Below are 19,705 nucleotides of genomic sequence, written 5' to 3'. Positions count from 1 at the left end.
TTTTAGTAAGTTTAATGAAAGTCAGCTGCAGTAAACACCGTTACATCCAGCCCCTCACACATTTTCAGAAGTTGTTTCCGCCTGTAGTCTGTCGTAGTGATCCAGATCAATTTGAATGAAGTTACCTTGCTTAATTTGCGGTATTTTTCAATTTTAGTTCGGTTTTTGCTCATTTTTTGTGTATGATCCACTTCTACTGCGTGATAAATTCCGTCCCTCTCAAACACTGCATCCGCTATCACAAAGGCTACATCCTCAATGCCGAATTTCACTTCGTTCTTCCACGAGAACGGATTGCCGAACGCTATATATAAATCATTCCGCATGATGTAATGCCTGACCTGAGTAGTTTTCTTCCTTAGTTTCCTACATTGGACGCGTTCTCGCCCTGCCTTATTTAAGTAATAGATTTTTTCCCCGTCTCGGAAAGAAGAAAGATATTCCTCCATGCTCTGCAACACTTTCCTGGCATTTCGGTCACTGCCCAACCCATGTAATGTCTGCAGCTGTGAGCGGCTAAGATAGTCCAGTTTCCTCAACGATAAGAGTATGTTTTCTTCTCTCTGCTCCCGTTTTAGGCTTCTCTCCATTGGAATCATCCTCTCTTGATTTAATCACAATATGAGGCTGGATAATCCTTTCTATGCTCTCCCTTTGAATGTAAGGAGTTTGCACGATTTCATTTTTTACCCGCCGGAAGATCGCTCTTCCTTCTATTTCCGGCAGCTTCTCGGCTCCCTCTTCATCAAGGACAGCCCGGCTCTGCGCTCCTGTTTCTAGCCTGAAACACATTCTTGCTCCGATATTGGCCCTTACCTGGCTAGGGAGTGTTTCGTTCGTCGGATACTGAGTCGCGTAAATTAAGCGGTATCCTGCCGCCCTACCACGTCTTGCTATATCCGTTACGATCGCCATGCAAGCTTTGTCGTCTGCTATATCCGCTGCTTCGTCGATAACAACAAAAATGCGTTCTTTCTGGCCGGCTTCTTTTACATCTTTAAAGCCTTTTTCAAACAGATCATCTAAGGTTTGGTTCATATCCTTCTGTATTTTCTTCAAGATGTCCTTTGCTTCACTCGGATTCCTACCGAAATCGGTAACCTGCTTCATCTCTTTAAATCGACCTAATTCCAGTCCTCCTTTTAAATCAATCAGGTTAAAACGAACGTTTTTCGGCTGATTATGCGTTAAAGCAGCGATGAGCAACTTAATAAATTCTGATTTCCCATATCCCGTTGCTCCAGCTGCAATCATGTGGGGCCTTCTTTCAAAATCATGGATGATTTTACCGGTTCTGCTCATGCCAACAACGACTTCCCAACCCTTGTTTTCGTCAAACAGAGATTCATCTGCTCCAAAGTTAGTAACTAGCGGCTCGTTGTACACTTTTATTTTTAAGACCCCATCATACGATAGGAAAATTTCCTTCTGCGTTTTCTTCTTGGCCAAGATCTGCCTGATCTGTTCTGGTACGCTACTCCTCCAGTTAATTGTTTTTAAGTCTTTCAACGAGATATCTGTGAGGCTTCGTTTGTTGTTTAACCCGTCCTGAAGATGGTCTTGTTTCTTCTGAAAATCAGAAAAGCTTAAACCGAGCGGGAGCCGGTAAGCGTACTCCGTTCCCCATGCATAAGATGTCTTTCGTAATAACTGGATCGTCCGTGTTTCTTTTTTCTCCTTAACGACTAATCCGGCATTAACAGCAATCCGTTGAATTTTGGCTGCATCATTCGTGCTTCCTGACTGAAGAAGAAAAGTATATCCAACAACTCCTCCCATCACGATTGATGAAGCAATTTCAAAAAACATGACACCACCTCAATTCTTTTTATTCTGCAAGAATAGTCCCGAACCAGCGGCATCAAATATATTGTTTAATCCCGTGCTAACTAAGGATTTTCGACAGCCGTTCTCCTTTCCGCTCCGGTATTTCTCAAGGATTGGTGTAGCGGAACGTCTAAAGGAACGCTTTGCAAGAGCGTTCAAGTTCAGCCGGCACCTGAGAAGGAAAAGTGTTTGGCAAACGGTCCGGAATTTCTTTCTCTGGTAAAGCCTACGAGAGCCTGCTTGTCCATTATGACTACTTTAATAATCAAATCTGTATATTTTGGTGGCCACTTGGAAATGAATAGGGACATATTCCAATAACGGGCAAGGAGCGGATCAAAGATGTTTTCTTTTTTCGGATTAGGAAAGCCATACAAAACAAAGCTGGGAAGATTTTTGGAGAAGAGGGGAATGACCGCTACGTGGCTGGCGGAGAAGGCGGGATTAAACCGCAACACTGTTAACAAGCTAATAAACGAGACAAAAGGATATTCGCCAAAATTGACTACAATCCAGAAGGTGATGAAGGCTATTAGAGAGGTGGATCCAACTAAGAAGAGCGAAGACTTTTTTGACATGTAAAAAGACGCCGGCATCCTACTGGCGTCTTTAAAGAAAATTTCGTCTTGGAACTCACTTTTGAAATCTCTTAAAGCCTTTCCTTTAAGCAATCGATTTTGTAATTATTTCATAACAATATTTGAGCGTTTTTTCGGCGGCTTTTCAAATATATCCTCTATTTCAAGTATTTCAGGAATATCATCTTCAACATTAGTGATTTCCACATCCACTGCAAATAAAGTAAAGTCTCCTTCGAATCCAAAGCGGTATTCTTTTAAATAAAGGGATGTTTCTGCTGTTTTCTTAATAAGCTTTTTTTTCGGGATAGTGATTTCTACAGGAATACGATCCTTGATCTCAGTTACTCTATTTGTGGTTTTTATTTCCCTTGTTATTATGAACTTTCCTGTGAGTACGATGTCATTAGCCGATTCCTTGGACACGTAATCGGTTTCTATTGAAAGTTTATTCACCGATCCTTGTATCAGATTGGGTAAGTTTTCTTCGAGTGTAAGTTTCATACGTTTTCATCCTCCAATACGTTTTTACGCACTATACAAGATATGAATATCAAAAGTTCTCTATACCTATAAAAATGATCGTGGTTTTATGACGAATTCCTGGACATTTAAATTTTTTAGTTTTTTTCTGAAAAAAGGACTTAGAAAATGGCTAGCTTCTCGTCATAATATTTACACGAATCAATTTGAAGAAAAGGTTTCATTAATGAGACCTTTTCTGTTTTTCCTCCAAAGTAATTAAGTTTACACAGCTTGAGGTAATGCACTTTTCATCTGAGAAATAGTTGATTACTTCGTAAAGTGCATTACCTAGAGGAGTGGAGGGAGAAACACGTACTTTTTGAACGCTGACTATATACGGAAAAACAGATGAGAAAAGGAGAAGAACGATGCCAGAAAAGATTGTTATTCGAAAAGGAAGAGAGCGCATTGAAATAAGTATTAAAGAGGTAGCAGGACTGAGGTTTTTAGAAGCTCAACACGCACTTACCGTAACACAATATTATGATTTTTGCCGATGGTTTCTTGGACACGAGATTACATCTTACGGTTTCAAAAACCGTCTACGTAAAATGGAAAAGTTTAAGTTAATTCGTTCTGAACAATTTAAAGATGGATTCCAAGGCGACCACTTCAAATATATATCGATAGGAAGCAAGGGTATTGATTTATTGATAGAACTTAAACGCTTACCTGAGAGTTATAATAAAAAACGAATTTATAACTTTATAGAGGTACAGTCCTGAAAATGCGAATTTACAACGGTAAGCAATTCAGAGAAGTAAAAACGTCTAATTGAACAATGATAAGCTATTTTAAGACATGTATATGAGACGTTTGAAACACTTTTACCACCGTTATATGTCACTTTTAGAGATATTTTGCATCTGTTTTAAGTGCTATTATGCACTATAAATATAAAAGCCCCTATTTCCCAATATTAAAATTAAGAAATTGGAATTTTATCATTACTTCTGAATAGTGCTCGTTTGTTGTAAAGAAGCCAAGAAGGCAATCCTACAGATAGGGACTGCCTTCTTCTCTAAATTTTATTATTTCTTACCGATTAAAATTTCCAAATCGACGGTTATTTTAGCTGAATCCGCTTTTAAAAATGTTCCTCCGAGGTTGCCCATGATAAAGGCGTCATTTGAACCAGCGTTTGAATTGCTGGATTATCAAGTGCAACGGTATAACATAATCTTGAACAATCTACTAATTGAAAATTCCCATTAAATCGTTCAACGGTATCAACATTAGAATAAGATTGTTTTTCAGGTTCATCGAATATAACTTCTCTTAATTCTTTTAAGTAGCCACTTTGGGGAACAACTTTAACTACTAAACCGTCATCCTTTAACAGCCTGTTAAATTCTGCATAATTTGAAGGTGACAAGATATTCAGTATAACATCAAATTGCTTATCCTTAAATGGTGTATTGGCAAGGTCAGCAACAGCCCAAATCTTATCGGTGTAGTTCTTTGCTGCTACCAAAACACCTTCTTTAGAAAGATCAATTCCCACTCCCATAACTATTTTATTATAATCCAAACTAACAGTATCGCTAATATTGGATAGGTGTGAACCCTCTCCACATCCCATATCAATTAAAGATATTGTTTCTTTTTTAATAGCATGCTTATTTATGGTTTCAGCAATTGCCTGGCTTAGTGGTTTAAAAAAGCCGTCCTCTACAATAAATTTTCTTCTTGCTTCAAAAAGATCTTTGCTGTATTTAGTTTTCACTGGGTGAGCAGTTAAGTTGATATATCCTTGCTTGGTAAAATCAAATGTATGGTTATTTGAGCAGATTAAACTTTTCAACTCAAAAACCTTCATTGATGAATTACAAATAGGACACTTAAAAATGGACTCAAAATTACTTGAATACTCAGCACTTTTCATTCTTTTATTCATTTTAAACAAAGAAGCCACCTCATTCATTCGTTTTTAGATAAATGAAAAAGGCATAGACAAATAAACCCTCATCATATTTTAAAAAAAATATAAATCGGATCTAAAAATAGTCTATACCTGTTACTATCTATAACGAATGAATTGAATAATCATGGAAATAACTCCTTTGAGTAGGTTTATAGGAATCCAACTCGTAAACACATTATCATGAATAACTTCTCGTTGCAAATATATATTGTTTGAGCTTTCTAGATAGCCCGTGTGATTGTTTCAATCTCATACTGGTTTGAAATGATACTTCTTTCTTCTAAAATATGGCCGATTGATAAATGAAATTAAAAAAGAACCTTCTGTTTATTTGGTCCATAAACAGTATCCTCATTTTATGGAATATCCTGTTTGTTATAAAACTCGTGAGTTTTGTTACAAGCGAACAAGAAAAAATCTATTTTCATTCTAAATTAATTGAATATAAAATTCAATTAATTTAGAATGAAGGAAATACATAATGAGGAGGCTCTTTTATGAAACATTTTTATTCCCCACAGCCAATTGAAACCATTTCCCTACAAGTAGAATCCTCACCTGTTTGGGAAGTGATTCTTGGTATTGCAGGATACACACATGCACAACTTCGACATACATTCGATTTAGATGAAAAGTGGACATCCGAGCAAGACTCAATGCCTGCATCATTAGTAAAGCATTTGAAGGTGATTGAGAAGACCAACTTCTGGTATGGGCTGATTATGCTTCAAAACAAACTATCCTCATCATCTGTTCAAGATTTTTCGAATCGCCTTTCAGAAATTCCAATTGATTGTTTTTATGACACACTTTTACCTTACAAGGATCGGGATATAGAGCCAATGAGAAAAGCGACAGCCACTGAACATCATCGAGGTGAATTATTTGAGAAGTATGCTATATATTTTGAAGCCCACGACTACTTAGGTGGATATGTTCGTAATCTTAGTTATTATTCACAACAAGAAATTTGTGACCTATTCAACAATACCTTGGATGAGTGGTACAAGTGGGTAAGACAACAAGAAGAATGGGAAAAGTGGACTCAGGCACTTGCTTTTGAGCAGAAGCAATACAGATCACTGGATATAACAAATCCTGTTGAGGAAATCGAACGAATTACGGGTGGGATCAAGTATCTTCCTGAACCTTCTGTCTGGACTGTTAAATTAATTCCACATGTATCTTATCGTCCGTGGATCTTAGAAAAACGCACTCCTGATACTAAACTCTTCTTTTATCCTTTGAAGGAAGAATATTTAATGGAGCCAGGTGTTCCATCGAATGAATTAATTCGTGGTCACAAGGCGTTAGGGGGATGAACTCCGATTGAAATTGCTTTATCAGCTTCTAAAGGGACCGTTATCGCTTCAAGAGATGAGCGTGCAGTTTAATACTTCTAAAACAACATTACATCACCAACTTTCTATATTAAAAGCAGCAAAGTTTATTCGTGTTGATAAAGGGATCTATTCGGTAAATCTAACGCAGATTAACACTTTTTCTGGACGGCTCACTCAGTACCTTGGAGTTCACATATGAAGAAGTTCTCTAAGTCATTTAAAGCACTTTGGATAGGTGAAATCGTATCAGAATTTGGTGGAGCAGCTGGGGGGATCATTAATGGATTGTTGCTGTATGAATTGACAGGATCAAAGGAATGGATGGGTGTACTTTGGCTTGTTTATTTTATTCCTTCTTTAATTTTGCAAGGCATAAGTGCACCCTTCCTAAACCATGTTGTGAAGGAAAAAATGCTTCGAAACATACAGTTGATTCGTGCTGGAGCCTACATTCTTCCACTAGTTGGTTATTTAATTGGTACAGAAGTGGGAACTATTTTGGGATTAGTCGTTTTGCAATGTTTGTTAGGTTTGATGCAACCGATTTACGCAAGTCTATCTTTTTCACTTCTACCTGAAATTTGTAATGAGAAAGAACTTGTCGAAGCAAATGCATTACTAGATGGAACTATTCGACTTATGAGTTTTATTGCTCCTGGAGCAACTTCATTATTTCTGTTGGTCAGTCCTATGCATTTCATATATGGATTTTCATCTGTTATGTTCCTCGTTAGCTTTCTCGCACTTTCACGTATCCCTCAATCAAGTACGAAGAAAGTGGCAACTTGGACAAAGAAATTTTGGTGGGCAGAAATGAAGGAAGGCTATCGAACATTTTTTAAATATCCGCATCTATTGCGACTTACCATTCTTTCTTCTACGGTACAATTTGCGGTTGGAGCAACGATGGTTTTAAGTGTTCCTTTTATATGCGGAGACCTTAATGGTCATTCTTGGGAATATGCGATCTTTTCTGGGGCTTTCCCAGTCGGTTATGCCGTAGGTATGATACTACTTACGAAGTTACCGAAAACCTATCAAACTATGTACCTCGGTTTAATCGGAGGAGGTCTTTCATTCGTACTCTTGTTTTTTGTAAATTCAATTCCTATTGCATGGATGTGTGAATTGTTTGGGGGAATGCTATTTCCTTTTTTCAATGCCCAAAGTGCAGCAATTTTTCAGCGTGAAGCTCCCAGAGATCGTTTGACCCAACTAAGTGCGGTTCGATTACTTTTCCTTCGAGTTACCATGCCGTTAGGGATATTGTTTGCTTCCTCAGCATTTTTAGATTTAAGTACGCGTCAAATATATGCGATTGTTGGCATGGTGATTGTTTTACCTGGATTATTTCACCTCTTTGCTTCATTTTCCCACCCCGATAACGATTTACTTGCAAATAAAAACAAAAAAACAAGTTAACGAAAAAGCGTATGTTCAGAAATCTGTAACATACGCTTTGTTGCGAAAATAAAGAATAGTTATGTCGAATGTTGCTTAGCGTATGTTTTCCGCGTTTTGCTACCTGGACCCCTTATTGTATTAAATGGTAAATGGCGAATTTATTTATCACTTCCTATTTAAATAAAGTACTCGCTCCATCAAGAAGAAAATAAGCCAGATCCCTTAATGATCTCTTCGCTAGAAATTAACGTTGCTTCATATATCGTTTTATTTTGCTTTTTCATGAAAGATTGGACAACCTCATAACCTACTGCGTAACCAGCACAAAAAGAAAGACCTACAGGTTGATATCCTTCTTGTTTGGCAATCTCATCACCAAACATATAGCTACTTACTTCAGCAAATCCTTTTATGTTTAAAGCCTCTCCAATAACATAGGTCGAATACTCTAAATCGTCTTTGTCCATACTAGTCACCCAAGGTCCCAGATGTTCTGTTCCATACAGTTCTTTCGCAAACGAATCCGCCAAGCCTTCTATGACAAGATAATCTCCCACTGTTACATTTCCATGATCCCAATCAAAATAAGAAAAACGAATATTGTGATGGAACTCATGAGCAATAACCGCAGGAAGTTTAGGCAAATTGTAATCATCTGGATAAATATTCACAGTAATAAACCCGGGAATACCTCCAAATCCTGTATATCCCTTCTGAAGCTTCAATTTGTCGGGGTCTGCAACATACAATCCAAATTTTATTTCATTGGCATTCACTTTCAAACTTGCTTTATTAGCTTTTTCTATACAGTTTTTGATAGTACTATCTGCTACCATATAGGCGCTATTATCCTTTAAGATAGATAGTCCTTGTTGAATTTGTTTATCGTTAGAAATATCTGCGTAACCTAGCATTTTCGTAGCCATCAAAACATCATAACCATTTTCTTGTTTTGCTTTTATAGGAACATTTATTAAATTCCACATTTCCTTAAATGGCGTCATCATTGTATAACGAAAATAATTTTTTCTTTCTTCTAAATCCGTAATTGCAAGTAATTCTTCGTATTGTTCTGTTGTGTTAATTAATTTATAGGTCATGCTCATTCCAATCACCTCTTTCGTAAATATCTAGTATTGTAATTTTGAAGCAACTTTATATTCTTCATAAGATTTTCTTCGGAGTCAGTTAAGTCCAAATGAAATAAGATATTTTCTAGATCTGTAATCATTTGAATTATGTCATTCTTAATGAAGCTTAATGAAGGTTGTCGGTCTATTAAATCTTTAAGTTTATAGCCTGTTATTTTTGCAGAAAGGATTTGCACAATTTTTTCTAAGTCTGACTTGAATAAAACCAATTGACCGTTGTCATTCTTATTAGCTTTCAATAAATTTAAATTAGAATAGTATCGTATAGAGCGTTCAGTAAGTCCAGTTATTTTATAAACTTCCCCAGTTGTAAGCAGCGTAATTCACCTCCACATTACAAGGTTAAGGTATTACGCAACGTTAATGTCAAATAAAAAATGGGCTTTTACTTTAGTGTACATAAAGAAAGCCGATACTTCCTTAACGTAGGAAACATCGGCTTTCTTTATGTCGATTTTTGCTTAGCGTATGTTTTGCGCTTTTTGTTGGTAGGACCCCATGCCCATCAAGCTAAGGTAAATCATTACCCCCTAAACGAAAAAAACGCTATTCTTTCTGTAGTATCATGGAAAGGATGGTGTTTTTTATGTGTAGCGTTTCAAATGAAATAACTCTGTTTTCACATGAACTGCAACGATCTTTATCCCCACAATCTCTCCAACAGCTGGCTAGAAAAGTGGGTTTTGTTCAAAGGATGAGTAAATATCAAGCCAAAGATTTAATAGCGTTGTGTGTGTGGCTAAGTCAAAAAGTAGCGAGTACTTCTTTGACGCAGTTATGTAGTTCTTTAGAATCTTCAACGGGTGTCCTGATCAGTCCTGAAGGACTCAACCAACGATTTAATCCATCTGCTGTTAAGCTTCTACAACATGTATTCACTTCCTTGCTTACTCAAAAGATATATACCTCTCAGGCTCTTCCTTATTGTTATGTTGCTCAGTTTCAGCGAATACGAATCTTAGATTCTACCACTTTTCAACTTCCAGATGCTTTTGCCTCAACTTATCAAGGATCTGGTGGTAGTAGCCATACGGCTGGCGTAAAGATTCAATTAGAATATGATCTTCTCAGTGGCCAATTCATGCATGTTCACTCGGGACCAGGTAAACAAAATGACCGAACCTACGGTTCTACTTGCTTACAAACCGTACAAGCTGGTGATTTATGTATACGTGATTTAGGTTATTTTGACCTAAAAGATCTCCATCAAATGGATGAGAATGGAGCCTATTATATTTCTCGCTTGAAATTAAACAATCGGATTTATTTAAGGAATCCTGAACCGGAATACTTTAAAAACGGAACAATCAAAAAGCAAACTGAGTATATTCAATTGGATTTGGAAGAGATCATGAGTCAATTAAAACCGGGGCAAACCTTTGAAATCAATGAGGTTTACATTGGCCAGTATCAAAAATTGCCGGCTAGAGTTATTTTCCACCGACTGACTGAAGAACAAACCCGAAAACGATGGAAAGATCAAGCGCTAAAGGAGAAAAAGAAAGGCATTGTTATGAAGGAACGGAGTAAACGGTTGAGTGCGATGAATGTATACATAACCAATGCATCATCCAAAGATGTTCCAACGGAACATGTTCACGATCTTTACTCATTACGTTGGCAAATCGAATTACTCTTTAAAACATGGAAATCCTTCTTTAAAATCGATCATTGTAAAGAGATTAAAAAAGAGCGATTAGAATGTCATCTCTATGGTCAACTAATTGCCATTCTCCTTTGTTCTTCCACGATGTTTCAAATGCGACAGTTACTTCTAACTAAGAAAAAACAAGAACTCAGCGAATATAAATCCATTTATATCATCAAAGATTATTTTATATTACTGTTTCAATCGATACAAAAAGGCACCCAAGAGCTATCAAAGATCCTAATTCGCTTGTTTGCCCTTCTACAGAAAAACGGGCGAAAATCCCACCGTTATGAGAAAAAGACGGTCTTTGATATATTGGGTGTTGTCTATCAGTATACTACGTGCCAAAAGAAAGCAGCGTAATTTTTTAAAAAATAGCCTGTTCCAGGCTTATTCGGCATGCCTTTCTTTAGCAGAAATGGACAGATGCCATGTAGAAGGTTATATTCCAAGTATTTATTACTGTTAGCTTGATGGGCATGGGGTAGGACCCCTATCCTGTATATTGTTTTTAATAAAGTTAAATTTTTGTTTTATAATATTAAAAAATATGTTAAACTAATACTTAAGATAAGAAAGGGGTATTTATGTATGGATATCAACAAAGTGCCAAATTGGATTCTGTCTTTGGAGACTGAAGATATGGAATTCATTAAAAACTTTGTTTTAAAATCAGGTTCTTTAAAAGAAATTGCAAAAGTTTATGAAGTTTCATATCCAACAGTAAGACTTAAACTGGATAGATTAATCGAAAAAATAAAAATTAATGACGTTTTAGATAACGAAGAATTTATCAAATTTATCAAAAACCTTTCTATTGATGATCGAATAAGCGTGGAAGATGCAAAATTAATTATTGAAAAATATAAACAAGAAAGGAATGAGAAGTAATGGACTTTGGTATTTATGGGGTTTTTATCATTGCTGGTGTTTTAGCTATTCAATTCTTCTTTTCAACTAGGAACAATGGATATTTGGGAGCAATTTTACCAGTGGCCTATATTGTGTTTTTAACATGGATGTTGGTAACAAATCGTGTTGAAAGTACTATTGGCTATATCCTTTATCTGCTAATTGGGTTGCTTTTTCTTATTGCAGAATGGAATGGTGGCCGAAAATATCTTCGTGAGAAAAGAAAAAAAGAATTAGATAAAATGAAAACTCGTGACATGAAATAGAAAAAAGAAAAATAAAGATGATTCACGTATCATCAAATCGGTTCAAATAAGATTTTAGTTATTCAAGTAAAGGGGCGCATTCCTTTGAAATTTAACCTTATTAATGAATTGGGCCATATAATATGATGAGGTGTAACATAGATAAATTAAGGGAGAATCAATCTAAATTATGATGTCCGCTATGACAAATCTAGTTAATAAAGTCTTAATTAAAAGAGCCATTAACTTTTTCATATATGCAGTAGCTGTAACAATTATTGCAACAATAATAACCTATATAATTAATCCGGATTTAAAAGAAGTAATGGGGGGGATGGAAGGGTTAGAAGATAGTTCATCAGTCCAAATAAAAGAATCTACAGGAATGGATAAAGTATGGTCATATGTTGTCCATAACGGTTTTACGGTGCCTTTGCAAATGTTTATCTTAGCTTTAATCCCAATCCAATTTTTATATTTTGTAAATATAATTTCCACTATTTCATTGCTTGGAGTTGTTTTTGGAATTGTTTTACAAGCTGATTTTGTAAAAGGCTTTGAGCTAATAATTTCTTCTATCCCTCATTCTATTTTTGAGATTTTCGCTTATTGCTTACTTGCAGCAGTTCTCTTTGAATTAAATCAAGTTGTTAGAATAAAACTAGGAAATATATTTAGGAAAGCTAAAGAAAGAAATTCTTTTATTAAAAAATTCCTAAAGACAATAAGAACTTACGTTGTTTTTGTTTTACCAATAATCTTTGTAGCTGCGTTTCTAGAAACTTACATAGCTGATACTATACTCAATTTATTTCAATAGAAAATGGAGTTCCCTTGGAGACACGATGAAATATCAGTTTTCTAGAAAACAATCGCTTTAATAAAACAGTGAAAACAGCCTAATTTCTTAATAAAATTGAAAAGTTAGGCTGTTTAATATAGAAATCTCTTTAACGTTGTAAATCCGCATTTTCCTGACGCTACCCCTTCTTCGTCTAATTCATTTCCTTCTTGGATGTATTTATGCAGGATACGAGTAAGTTGAAAGACATTATAAAAAATGACACAATTTGCAATTAGATGATTGTATTTTATAATTTTCCGTTGTCTTTCTCGATGGTTTTTGAGAGGGTGTCTTTGAAGGTCAAGAGATATAGTGATAGGCCAACTACAATTTTGCAGTTGGCCTATCACTATATAGATTTTGTTTATTTATTTCAAAACGATTTTATCTCAATTCGTCATCCAAAGGTACAATTACTTCATCCAATGTCTTTCTCCACTGGCGCTTCATTTCAGGTCCATATTTCAACGGCTTTGCATCTGGATGTACGGCTTTATACTTATCAAATTGCTTACTGTTGATAATTCCGCTGATATTCGGAATAGGGTCTGTTCCTATCACATATTGAATCGCGGATAAATGTAATTCATTTTGTTCCACAAACCAAGTAGACTCAAATTGTTCAATTGCTTGATTATAGGCTTCAGTGAAGAAGCGTCGTTTCACCACAAGAATGTCTTCTTCTGAATCTATTTTTTTGGTATCAATAGCGTTTAAAATCGCACGGTATACATCTTTAACAATGTCGGATTTTTTCAATTTTTGAAGTGCTTTTTCGATCTCGTCACGGATATTCTGATTATTGGCTGAGTACGTTCCTAATAGACGGTCAATATAGGTTGAGTCAATATCATAGATTTTGATCGCGTTTTCTTCGTAAAATTCAATGTCTGAGAAATCTGGGTCCGGTCCATCTCCGCCACCTTCATCTACTAGCGAACCCTTAACCGTGTTATATGCGCCAATATATTCTTCTAAGCTCTTCACCTGTTCTTGAAGTACGTTTGATTTCTCCATATCGTCGTTGTAATCATCATACGTAACCAAAGCTTCGTAGGCATTGTTCAACTCTTGGAAAGCTTTCACAAATTCAATCCGGGTTTCAAGAGGCGAGTGCTCGTTAATATCGGTTGGATTTGAAACTAACGCTGTTAGCGCTTTGTGAGCCCTTTTGAAGCGTTTCTTCGATTTATCATAAGTTGGATAAACAAGCTTGGACTCCTCTTGTTCCTCAGAATATAACTTTGTCGCATCTTTTACATTTTGCTCCATTGTCGAAGGTTTTCGGAATGTCACAATCAATCCTTTTGTCTTTCCTGGATAGGTACGATTGGTTCGAGAAAAGGCTTGAATCAAATTGGCATAATTTAAATTCCGATCCACAAATAACGTTTGAATCGTTGGTGCATCGAATCCAGTCAATAAGCGGTCTACAACAATGACTAAGTCAATTTGTTTTCCAAATTCTTTGAATTCTGCTTTCTTACGGGCTAAGCGATTGTTGATATCACCATTGTATCGTTCAATATCTTCTATCGACCAGGCCGTGTGATAATAATCGTTATAGTCTTTAATAATGGCTTTCATTTCATCTTGAATTTGTTTGGAATTATCCTCGTTTTCTTGTATCGAATAGGTGATAGCAATCCGCGGAAAATCTGGATCTTCAATCGTACGTCCCGTTCGAAGTGGATGTCCGGCAAATTCTTTCGTTAACCATTCTGGATCTTTGGTCATTTCCTTGATAGCCTGATAATAGCGTTTCGCCATCTCGATGGAACTAGTTGTTAAAATGGCAGACTTTTGCGGGCGACCGTTTTGGAAATCAAATTTAGTATAAGCGTTGTCTGGTCGGAAAATCTTATGAATGACTTTTTGAATATGGTCATCACTTTCGAAAGAAGATGATTCAAGATATGCTTCCTTTTCCCTTCCCTCCATTTGATCGATCATATTGTTAATTTCATCATCGCTAAAATGAGCGTATTTTTCACTTTGACGCAGATTAGCAAAAATGTGGTTATCTAATGATGTAGATTCAATCGTATCTTCGTGCTCTACTTGGAACCCTAAAACAGCCCCATCATCTAACGCATTCTTAATGGTGTAGGTGTGTAATCTTTCTCCATACTGATCATAAGTAGTGCGTGCCAATCGTCCTTTAGCTTGCTTCTTATTTGCATCAAATATCGGCGTACCTGTAAAGCCAAACCATGTAGAATTAGGAAAGAATTTTTTAATCTCTTCCATTCCTTCTGCGCTTAACGCTCGATGGCATTCATCCACAACAAAGACAATATGTTGCCCCATTAGTTTCTTAAAGCGCTGGGTGCCTTTTTGCTCTTCTTGTTTTTGAGCAAAGCGCAAAGCAGCTTCTAATTTTTGACGAGTAGTAATAATCACTGTATTCGAATTGGCATCAGAGAGTAGGGTATTACTTAGTTCTTTCGCACTTCCGGTTCCAACAATCAAGCTATTAGACTTGGCGTTACCAGACGAAATACCGGTATTAAACTCAGAAGCAAACTTAGTAAATTCTGTCGTCGTTTGATTATCCAAGTCTTTTCGGTCAATGAGCATGATTGTACGATCCACACCTGGTTTACGGGCCAATAATTTCGTGGAAACAAAGCTTGTCAACGTTTTTCCTGAACCGGTCGCATGCCAAACATACCCTGATTCATGCTTCATGGCAGATGTAAACAGGGCTTCAATTGCATGAATTTGATAAGGATGTAACACCATTAAGGCCTTATTGTCTTGCTCCTCGCTAACGATCGTATAATTGGCAATCAATCGATGTGCATCTGGAATATTTAAAACTTGTTTCACAAATTCATAGAGATTTTCTACTTTTCGATTGTCCGTTGTCCGCCAGCTAAAAACAAACTTCTTATGCATGTCTTTTGGCATCGCATTGGCAAAGTAGCGAGTCGTTTGTTCGTTGGAAATGACAAATAACTGAAGAGTAGAAAAGATATTATTTCTAAATATCCCTTCTTCTGCGTATTTCTTGATTTGATTATAGGCTTGGAATACGCCGTCTTTGGCACTAACCTGTTTCAATTCTATTTGAACAATTGGCAATCCATTGATTAAGAGAGTCACGTCAAATCGGCGATCACGACCATCAACGTTTGTCTTTTGCTTCGCAATCTGATGAACGACTTCATAAGTAGAGATTCCGCCACCAATGTCTTGATTGGAATACAACACCAACGACATTGATCCCAGTGAAACATCTTCACGTTCAATCGTAATCCGAGCAATACCATTCTCCCCTTTAAGCCATTTAGCAGCATCAAAGGGGGTCTTTGTTTTCGATAGTAATGCCGTTTTGATCGTGTCAAATTCTTTGTCAGAAATGGGGTGATCCCCAATTTCTGATAAGTTATTTTGCGTAATCTTTTGACGCAAGTTCTTCCATAGGTCTTCTTCTGATTTTAGATCGGGACGATAATTCCACTGATTATGCCCTTCCCCTAGCACTTCAATCAGTCGACGTTCCACTTCGGCTTCGTTGTTATGCGGTATCTTAGTCATGTTTTATCTCCCTTTACTTACTCATATAAACATTTTTTGCAGGAATGCTTTTTTCGTTTCTTTCAAGGCATTTAATTCACGCTGATGAAGAGTGATAATCCCATCGAGTTGTTTGAAGAATTCAGTTATCTTATCTTGTTCTTCTAAAGAAGGAAGAAAAACATCTTGTTCTCTTACTAACTCTGAATTGATGTTTACTTGTGAACCTGGCTGACCATATTTTTGCCATTTTGGACGAAACATTTCTAACCACTGAAACATGAATTCTATGTTGAAGTTAGGATTAATAAACACAATAAACCCATCGTGAATACCTGTTTTAATATAGTTTATTACAGGCTTTCCAACAGTTGCTGCTATACTTAGAATTAAATGTGGTTCATTCAATACTAAAGTCTTTTTTTGGCCTTCTTCAGAAATATGTTGTTTAACGTCATGAATTAGGCCACTCTGTTCTGTTACATCTGAAATTCTTAACCATCCTACATCGCTTTCATCATCAAACCACTTTGGGTCTTGTATGGGTCTTGGGCTGGCTCCACGACGTATCTCAGATAAATCCCCTAACTTGCGCTGCTGCCAATCCCTAGTAAATTCGGGGAAACGAACCTCTGGCACGGACTCCCCTTCTCTTGGAAACATTTTCTGCATGAATCCTTGTTTTGTTTGCTTAAGGGTGGTTAGTTCTTGCTGATGAAGGGCGATTGTGTCATCTAGTTGTTTGAAGAAAGTGCCGATTTGGGTTTGTTCCTCAAAACTAGGTAATGAGATAGGTGTCTTTTTCCCACTATCAATTGTATATGTCCCAACAGTTCCAATTCCGGCTACATTCCGGATATATTTCTGGATTTTGTTATTTTTGAAAGAATAGTAGAAAAAATTCCCTTCTATTCTGTGCTCATTTTTAAACCATATTATATTCCCATCTTTGAAGTATATAGGTTCGTCATCGGTGACTAACATAGGTACTCCAATTGATCCAACTCCAGTTACTAACAAGTCCCCTTGAGAAACTTTCCCAGAGACCTTTGAATATTCGTTATATTTATCAATTGATATATACAAATAATCACTTGGTTCCTCATTTTTTGAAGCTGCCACAATATCTCTTGCTCTTAAAAATCTTACTCCTTTATTAGTCCAATCTGATTGGTGGATTCTCTTAACAGAAGTTACATCCATTATTTCACCTAATTTGCACTGTTCCCAATCCCAAATAAATCCTGGAAATCGAATTTCCGGTGTATGCCTATTTTTCACGATTAAACACCTCTAATGCACCTTTGATCCATTCAGCGTTTTCTTCATCAAATTGTAGCGAAGAAATCATCTCGTATAAGCTAGATTCTAGCTCTGCCTTTTCTTTTCGAATATCTTGGATAGTTGAGCCAATGGCAGCCATATCAACAGGCGCTTCCTCCTCAAAGGTATCTACATACCTGGGGATGTTCAAATTGAAATCATTCTCTTTGATTTCATCAAACGAGGCCACATGGGCATATTTCTCCACATCTTCTCGCTTTTTATATGTTTCGACAATCTTATCAATGTTCTCTTTGGATAGCTTATTTTGGTTTTTTCCTTTTATGAACTCCTTGCTTGCATCAATGAACAACACATCGCGAGTCGCACGATTCTTTTTCAAAATGATGACGGTTGTTGGAATCGATGTCCCAAAGAATAAGTTTGCTGGCATACCAATAACAGTATCAATACTGCCATCTTCTAATAATTTCTTACGAATCACGCCTTCTGCCGCTCCACGGAACAGTACTCCATGTGGCAAGACGATCGCCATCGTTCCCTTATCCTTCAAATGATAGAACCCGTGTAACAGGAAAGCAAAGTCCGCTTTTGATTTTGGCGCTAATTTCCCGTAACGGTTGAAACGAGAATCATCTAAGAATGTATCATCTGAAGACCATTTTGCAGAGTATGGCGGATTCATTAGGACCGAATCAAAGGTATAAGGCTCGTCTGTCGGCCAATCTTTGTTCAATGTATCGCCATTACGCAAACGCATATCTTCTTTATCAACACCATGCAAGATCAAGTTCATCTTGGCTAAATTATAAGTCGTTGTGTTTAGCTCTTGTCCATGGTACTTCACGCTATCTGGATGGTTAATATAGTTTCGAACATTCAACATTAAAGAGCCTGACCCCATTGTTGGATCATATACGCTAAACAACTTTTTATCTTCTTGACCGATGGTAGCGATACGAGCCATCATGTCAGATACTTCATGAGGTGTATAAAATTCCCCAGCTTTCTTACCAGCTTCCGAGGCAAATTGCCCAATCAAGAATTCATAAGCATCCCCAATGACATCACCACTATGTCCCATTACATCAACATCATTTAGTTTCTTCAATACTTCTGTAATCGTAATGTTTCGCTGTTGATCATCTGATCCCAGTTTTTTTGATTGTAAATCCACATCATCAAACAATCCATTAAATTGATCATATTTCGTAGACAAGTCGATAAAGGCTTTATTCAAGTCATTCAATTGAAACGTGTTTTGTTTCGCTTGATTAGTTAATACATTAAATAAATACTCTGGTTCAATATCATAGCCCAGTGTATCCACTAACGTTTCAATCAAATCATTTTTTATCTCTTCATCTGCTAACAAATCCCTGTACAATTGAGTTTGTTTTTCTTGCGTGTTATATTCTTCTAAAGATTCATCTGCTATTTCGACTACTTTTTCTAATAGCTTATCAGATAAGTACTTATAGAAGATCAATCCTAATAGGTAGTTTTTGTATTCTGATGCATCCATTTTGCTTCTCAAGTTGTCTGCGGCACTAAATAATTTTGAGTTTAATTCAGCCATGTTGACTTCCTCACTTTTTCTATTATTGATCTAATTGTTTTAATACCTCTAAATAAAGTTGCTCTTCAAGTTCTGCTTGTTTCTTTGCCAAAGCTTGGCGCTTTCTCAAAGAGAAATAAACTTTTCCAATCATGCGTTGTTTCTCAATACTTGGTAACTTGATTTCCAACTCTTTTAAAGTCGATGGAGTTAATTTGGGTACAGTGCTTCCTTGCATGGAAATTACCATTTGCTTTTTTATTGAGCAGGATTCATTCAAGGCATAACATAAATAGCTACTATCCAATTGATCATAATCAATAATGAGTTTCGCAAAGTTTTGGTTAATAATCTTCCCTTGGTTTAAGTCACTGACTATCCCAGCTTTGGAACTAACAAAGCTGAAAACAACATCTCCAGCATTGCTCAAATAGCCGTCTTTATGATTTGAATTTCCACTATAAGAACTAGCTTGTGAGTCTAGAAACAAGCCATCTAAATCATTCATTAAATCCTTGTACGAATAAGCAACTAAAGTCAGATCATTTTTCTCGTTTCCCCTAGAAAGGTTTTTTCCTATTCTAACTGCTACAATATCTTCAAGTTTCATATCCCGCCCTCTTAGTGAAGTATTTCTTTGGAATTACTTAATTTAAATTGCGATTAGATCATATCATTCTAAAAATATCCAGTCAATAACTTTCGTGTAATTTTAAAGAATTACATATAATCAACTTGAAAGAAACGCCTCTGCCTTGAGATAAATTTGCATATGTCTATCAGGGAATGAGCATATAGGCTATGGATGGGACGAGTTAAGATATAGGCAATGGTGTGGAAAGCCAATCTCCTCTCAATGTTAACGTTCCTTTAATTCCTCTTGTTCTAATTTTGTTTCTAACCTTTCATTATCTCTGTATTGGATTTGAGTCAATAA

The 19,705-nt window shown here is 36.4% G+C and carries 19 protein-coding genes and 1 pseudogene; 9 read left to right on the top strand and 11 right to left on the bottom strand.

Annotation, left to right across the window (positions count from 1 at the left end; all coding sequences use genetic code 11):
* Window positions 1–11: 11 nt before the first annotated feature.
* Together BBA02S_RS17900 and BBA02S_RS17895 are read right to left on the bottom strand one after the other, a co-directional pair.
* Window positions 12–590, bottom strand: coding sequence for a replication-relaxation family protein (locus tag BBA02S_RS17900; RefSeq protein WP_082040293.1), 579 nt, complete (start codon window positions 588–590; stop codon window positions 12–14).
* On the bottom strand, window positions 517–1,809 hold the full coding sequence (locus tag BBA02S_RS17895) for an FtsK/SpoIIIE domain-containing protein (RefSeq protein WP_041114582.1): 1,293 nt from the start codon (window positions 1,807–1,809) through the stop codon (window positions 517–519). The genes BBA02S_RS17900 and BBA02S_RS17895 overlap by 74 nt, the downstream gene beginning before the upstream one ends.
* A gap of 360 nt (window positions 1,810–2,169) precedes the next feature.
* On the opposite strand from BBA02S_RS17895, the gene BBA02S_RS17890 reads away from it, so the two are divergent.
* On the top strand, window positions 2,170–2,409 hold the full coding sequence (locus tag BBA02S_RS17890; RefSeq protein WP_041114583.1) for a helix-turn-helix domain-containing protein: 240 nt from the start codon (window positions 2,170–2,172) through the stop codon (window positions 2,407–2,409).
* Between the two features lie 101 nt (window positions 2,410–2,510).
* Here BBA02S_RS17890 and BBA02S_RS17885 read toward each other — a convergent pair whose 3' ends face one another.
* On the bottom strand, window positions 2,511–2,909 hold the full coding sequence (locus BBA02S_RS17885) for a hypothetical protein (RefSeq protein WP_041114584.1): 399 nt from the start codon (window positions 2,907–2,909) through the stop codon (window positions 2,511–2,513).
* A gap of 389 nt (window positions 2,910–3,298) precedes the next feature.
* Here BBA02S_RS17885 and BBA02S_RS17880 point away from each other — a divergent pair, with 389 nt between their 5' ends.
* On the top strand, window positions 3,299–3,655 hold the full coding sequence (locus BBA02S_RS17880) for a hypothetical protein (RefSeq protein ID WP_041114585.1): 357 nt from the start codon (window positions 3,299–3,301) through the stop codon (window positions 3,653–3,655).
* 362 nt (window positions 3,656–4,017) lie between these two features.
* On the opposite strand, the gene BBA02S_RS17875 is transcribed toward BBA02S_RS17880, so the two are convergent.
* Window positions 4,018–4,827, bottom strand: coding sequence for a putative RNA methyltransferase (locus BBA02S_RS17875; protein WP_306305194.1), 810 nt, complete (start codon window positions 4,825–4,827; stop codon window positions 4,018–4,020).
* A gap of 524 nt (window positions 4,828–5,351) precedes the next feature.
* Between BBA02S_RS17875 and BBA02S_RS17870 the strand changes: the two genes are divergently transcribed.
* Genes BBA02S_RS17870 through BBA02S_RS17865 form a run of 3 tightly spaced genes read left to right on the top strand, consistent with a single transcriptional unit; the run spans window position 5,352 to window position 7,619 of the window.
* On the top strand, window positions 5,352–6,176 hold the full coding sequence (locus BBA02S_RS17870) for a hypothetical protein (RefSeq protein ID WP_063440912.1): 825 nt from the start codon (window positions 5,352–5,354) through the stop codon (window positions 6,174–6,176).
* 55 nt (window positions 6,177–6,231) lie between these two features.
* The gene (locus BBA02S_RS21380; protein ID WP_231557235.1) at window positions 6,232–6,396 is read left to right on the top strand and encodes a hypothetical protein; all 165 of its coding nucleotides are present in this window, start codon (window positions 6,232–6,234) and stop codon (window positions 6,394–6,396) included.
* Window positions 6,393–7,619 carry an MFS transporter gene (locus BBA02S_RS17865; protein ID WP_041114586.1) on the top strand — a complete coding sequence of 409 codons (1,227 nt, stop codon included), beginning with the start codon at window positions 6,393–6,395 and terminating at the stop codon, window positions 7,617–7,619. Before BBA02S_RS21380 ends, BBA02S_RS17865 begins: the two co-directional genes overlap by 4 nt.
* Before the next feature lie 179 nt (window positions 7,620–7,798).
* Here the strand turns inward: BBA02S_RS17865 and BBA02S_RS17860 are convergent, their stop codons facing one another.
* The gene (locus BBA02S_RS17860; RefSeq protein WP_082040294.1) at window positions 7,799–8,707 is read right to left on the bottom strand and encodes a DUF2268 domain-containing putative Zn-dependent protease; all 909 of its coding nucleotides are present in this window, start codon (window positions 8,705–8,707) and stop codon (window positions 7,799–7,801) included.
* A gap of 5 nt (window positions 8,708–8,712) precedes the next feature.
* Window positions 8,713–9,069, bottom strand: a complete 357-nt coding sequence (locus BBA02S_RS21655; protein ID WP_370670967.1) for a MerR family transcriptional regulator — start codon at window positions 9,067–9,069, stop codon at window positions 8,713–8,715.
* Window positions 9,070–9,338: 269 nt separating this feature from the next.
* Between BBA02S_RS21655 and BBA02S_RS17855 the strand changes: the two genes are divergently transcribed.
* From BBA02S_RS17855 to BBA02S_RS17840, 4 genes are all read left to right on the top strand, one after another.
* Window positions 9,339–10,766, top strand: a complete 1,428-nt coding sequence (locus tag BBA02S_RS17855) for an IS4 family transposase (protein WP_041114588.1) — start codon at window positions 9,339–9,341, stop codon at window positions 10,764–10,766.
* 228 nt (window positions 10,767–10,994) lie between these two features.
* On the top strand, window positions 10,995–11,294 hold the full coding sequence (locus BBA02S_RS17850; protein WP_041114589.1) for a DUF2089 family protein: 300 nt from the start codon (window positions 10,995–10,997) through the stop codon (window positions 11,292–11,294).
* The gene (locus BBA02S_RS17845; RefSeq protein ID WP_041114590.1) at window positions 11,294–11,581 is read left to right on the top strand and encodes a hypothetical protein; all 288 of its coding nucleotides are present in this window, start codon (window positions 11,294–11,296) and stop codon (window positions 11,579–11,581) included. Before BBA02S_RS17850 ends, BBA02S_RS17845 begins: the two co-directional genes overlap by 1 nt.
* Before the next feature lie 181 nt (window positions 11,582–11,762).
* Window positions 11,763–12,380: a stage II sporulation protein M gene (locus tag BBA02S_RS17840; protein ID WP_041114598.1), complete on the top strand. Its 618-nt coding sequence runs from the start codon at window positions 11,763–11,765 to the stop codon at window positions 12,378–12,380.
* A gap of 167 nt (window positions 12,381–12,547) precedes the next feature.
* On the opposite strand, the pseudogene BBA02S_RS21710 reads toward BBA02S_RS17840, so the two are convergent.
* From BBA02S_RS21710 to BBA02S_RS17820, 5 genes and pseudogenes are all read right to left on the bottom strand, one after another.
* Window positions 12,548–12,685: pseudogene (locus BBA02S_RS21710) on the bottom strand (Tn3 family transposase); the annotation flags it as partial.
* 103 nt (window positions 12,686–12,788) lie between these two features.
* Entirely contained in the window at window positions 12,789–15,947 is a 3,159-nt protein-coding gene (locus BBA02S_RS17835) for a type I restriction endonuclease subunit R (RefSeq protein WP_041114591.1), read from the bottom strand.
* Window positions 15,948–15,968: 21 nt separating this feature from the next.
* Window positions 15,969–17,207: a restriction endonuclease subunit S gene (locus BBA02S_RS17830; protein WP_041114592.1), complete on the bottom strand. Its 1,239-nt coding sequence runs from the start codon at window positions 17,205–17,207 to the stop codon at window positions 15,969–15,971.
* Window positions 17,197–18,789, bottom strand: a complete 1,593-nt coding sequence (locus tag BBA02S_RS17825; protein WP_041114593.1) for a type I restriction-modification system subunit M — start codon at window positions 18,787–18,789, stop codon at window positions 17,197–17,199. Before BBA02S_RS17825 ends, BBA02S_RS17830 begins: the two co-directional genes overlap by 11 nt.
* Before the next feature lie 22 nt (window positions 18,790–18,811).
* Entirely contained in the window at window positions 18,812–19,378 is a 567-nt protein-coding gene (locus BBA02S_RS17820; protein WP_041114594.1) for a restriction endonuclease subunit S, read from the bottom strand.
* Window positions 19,379–19,705 lie beyond the last annotated feature (327 nt).

The organism is Bacillus badius NBRC 15713 (assembly GCF_001591605.1).
Taxonomy (GTDB): Bacteria; Bacillota; Bacilli; order Bacillales; family Domibacillaceae; genus Pseudobacillus; species Pseudobacillus badius.
This window is presented reverse-complemented; position numbering and strand designations above follow the sequence as displayed.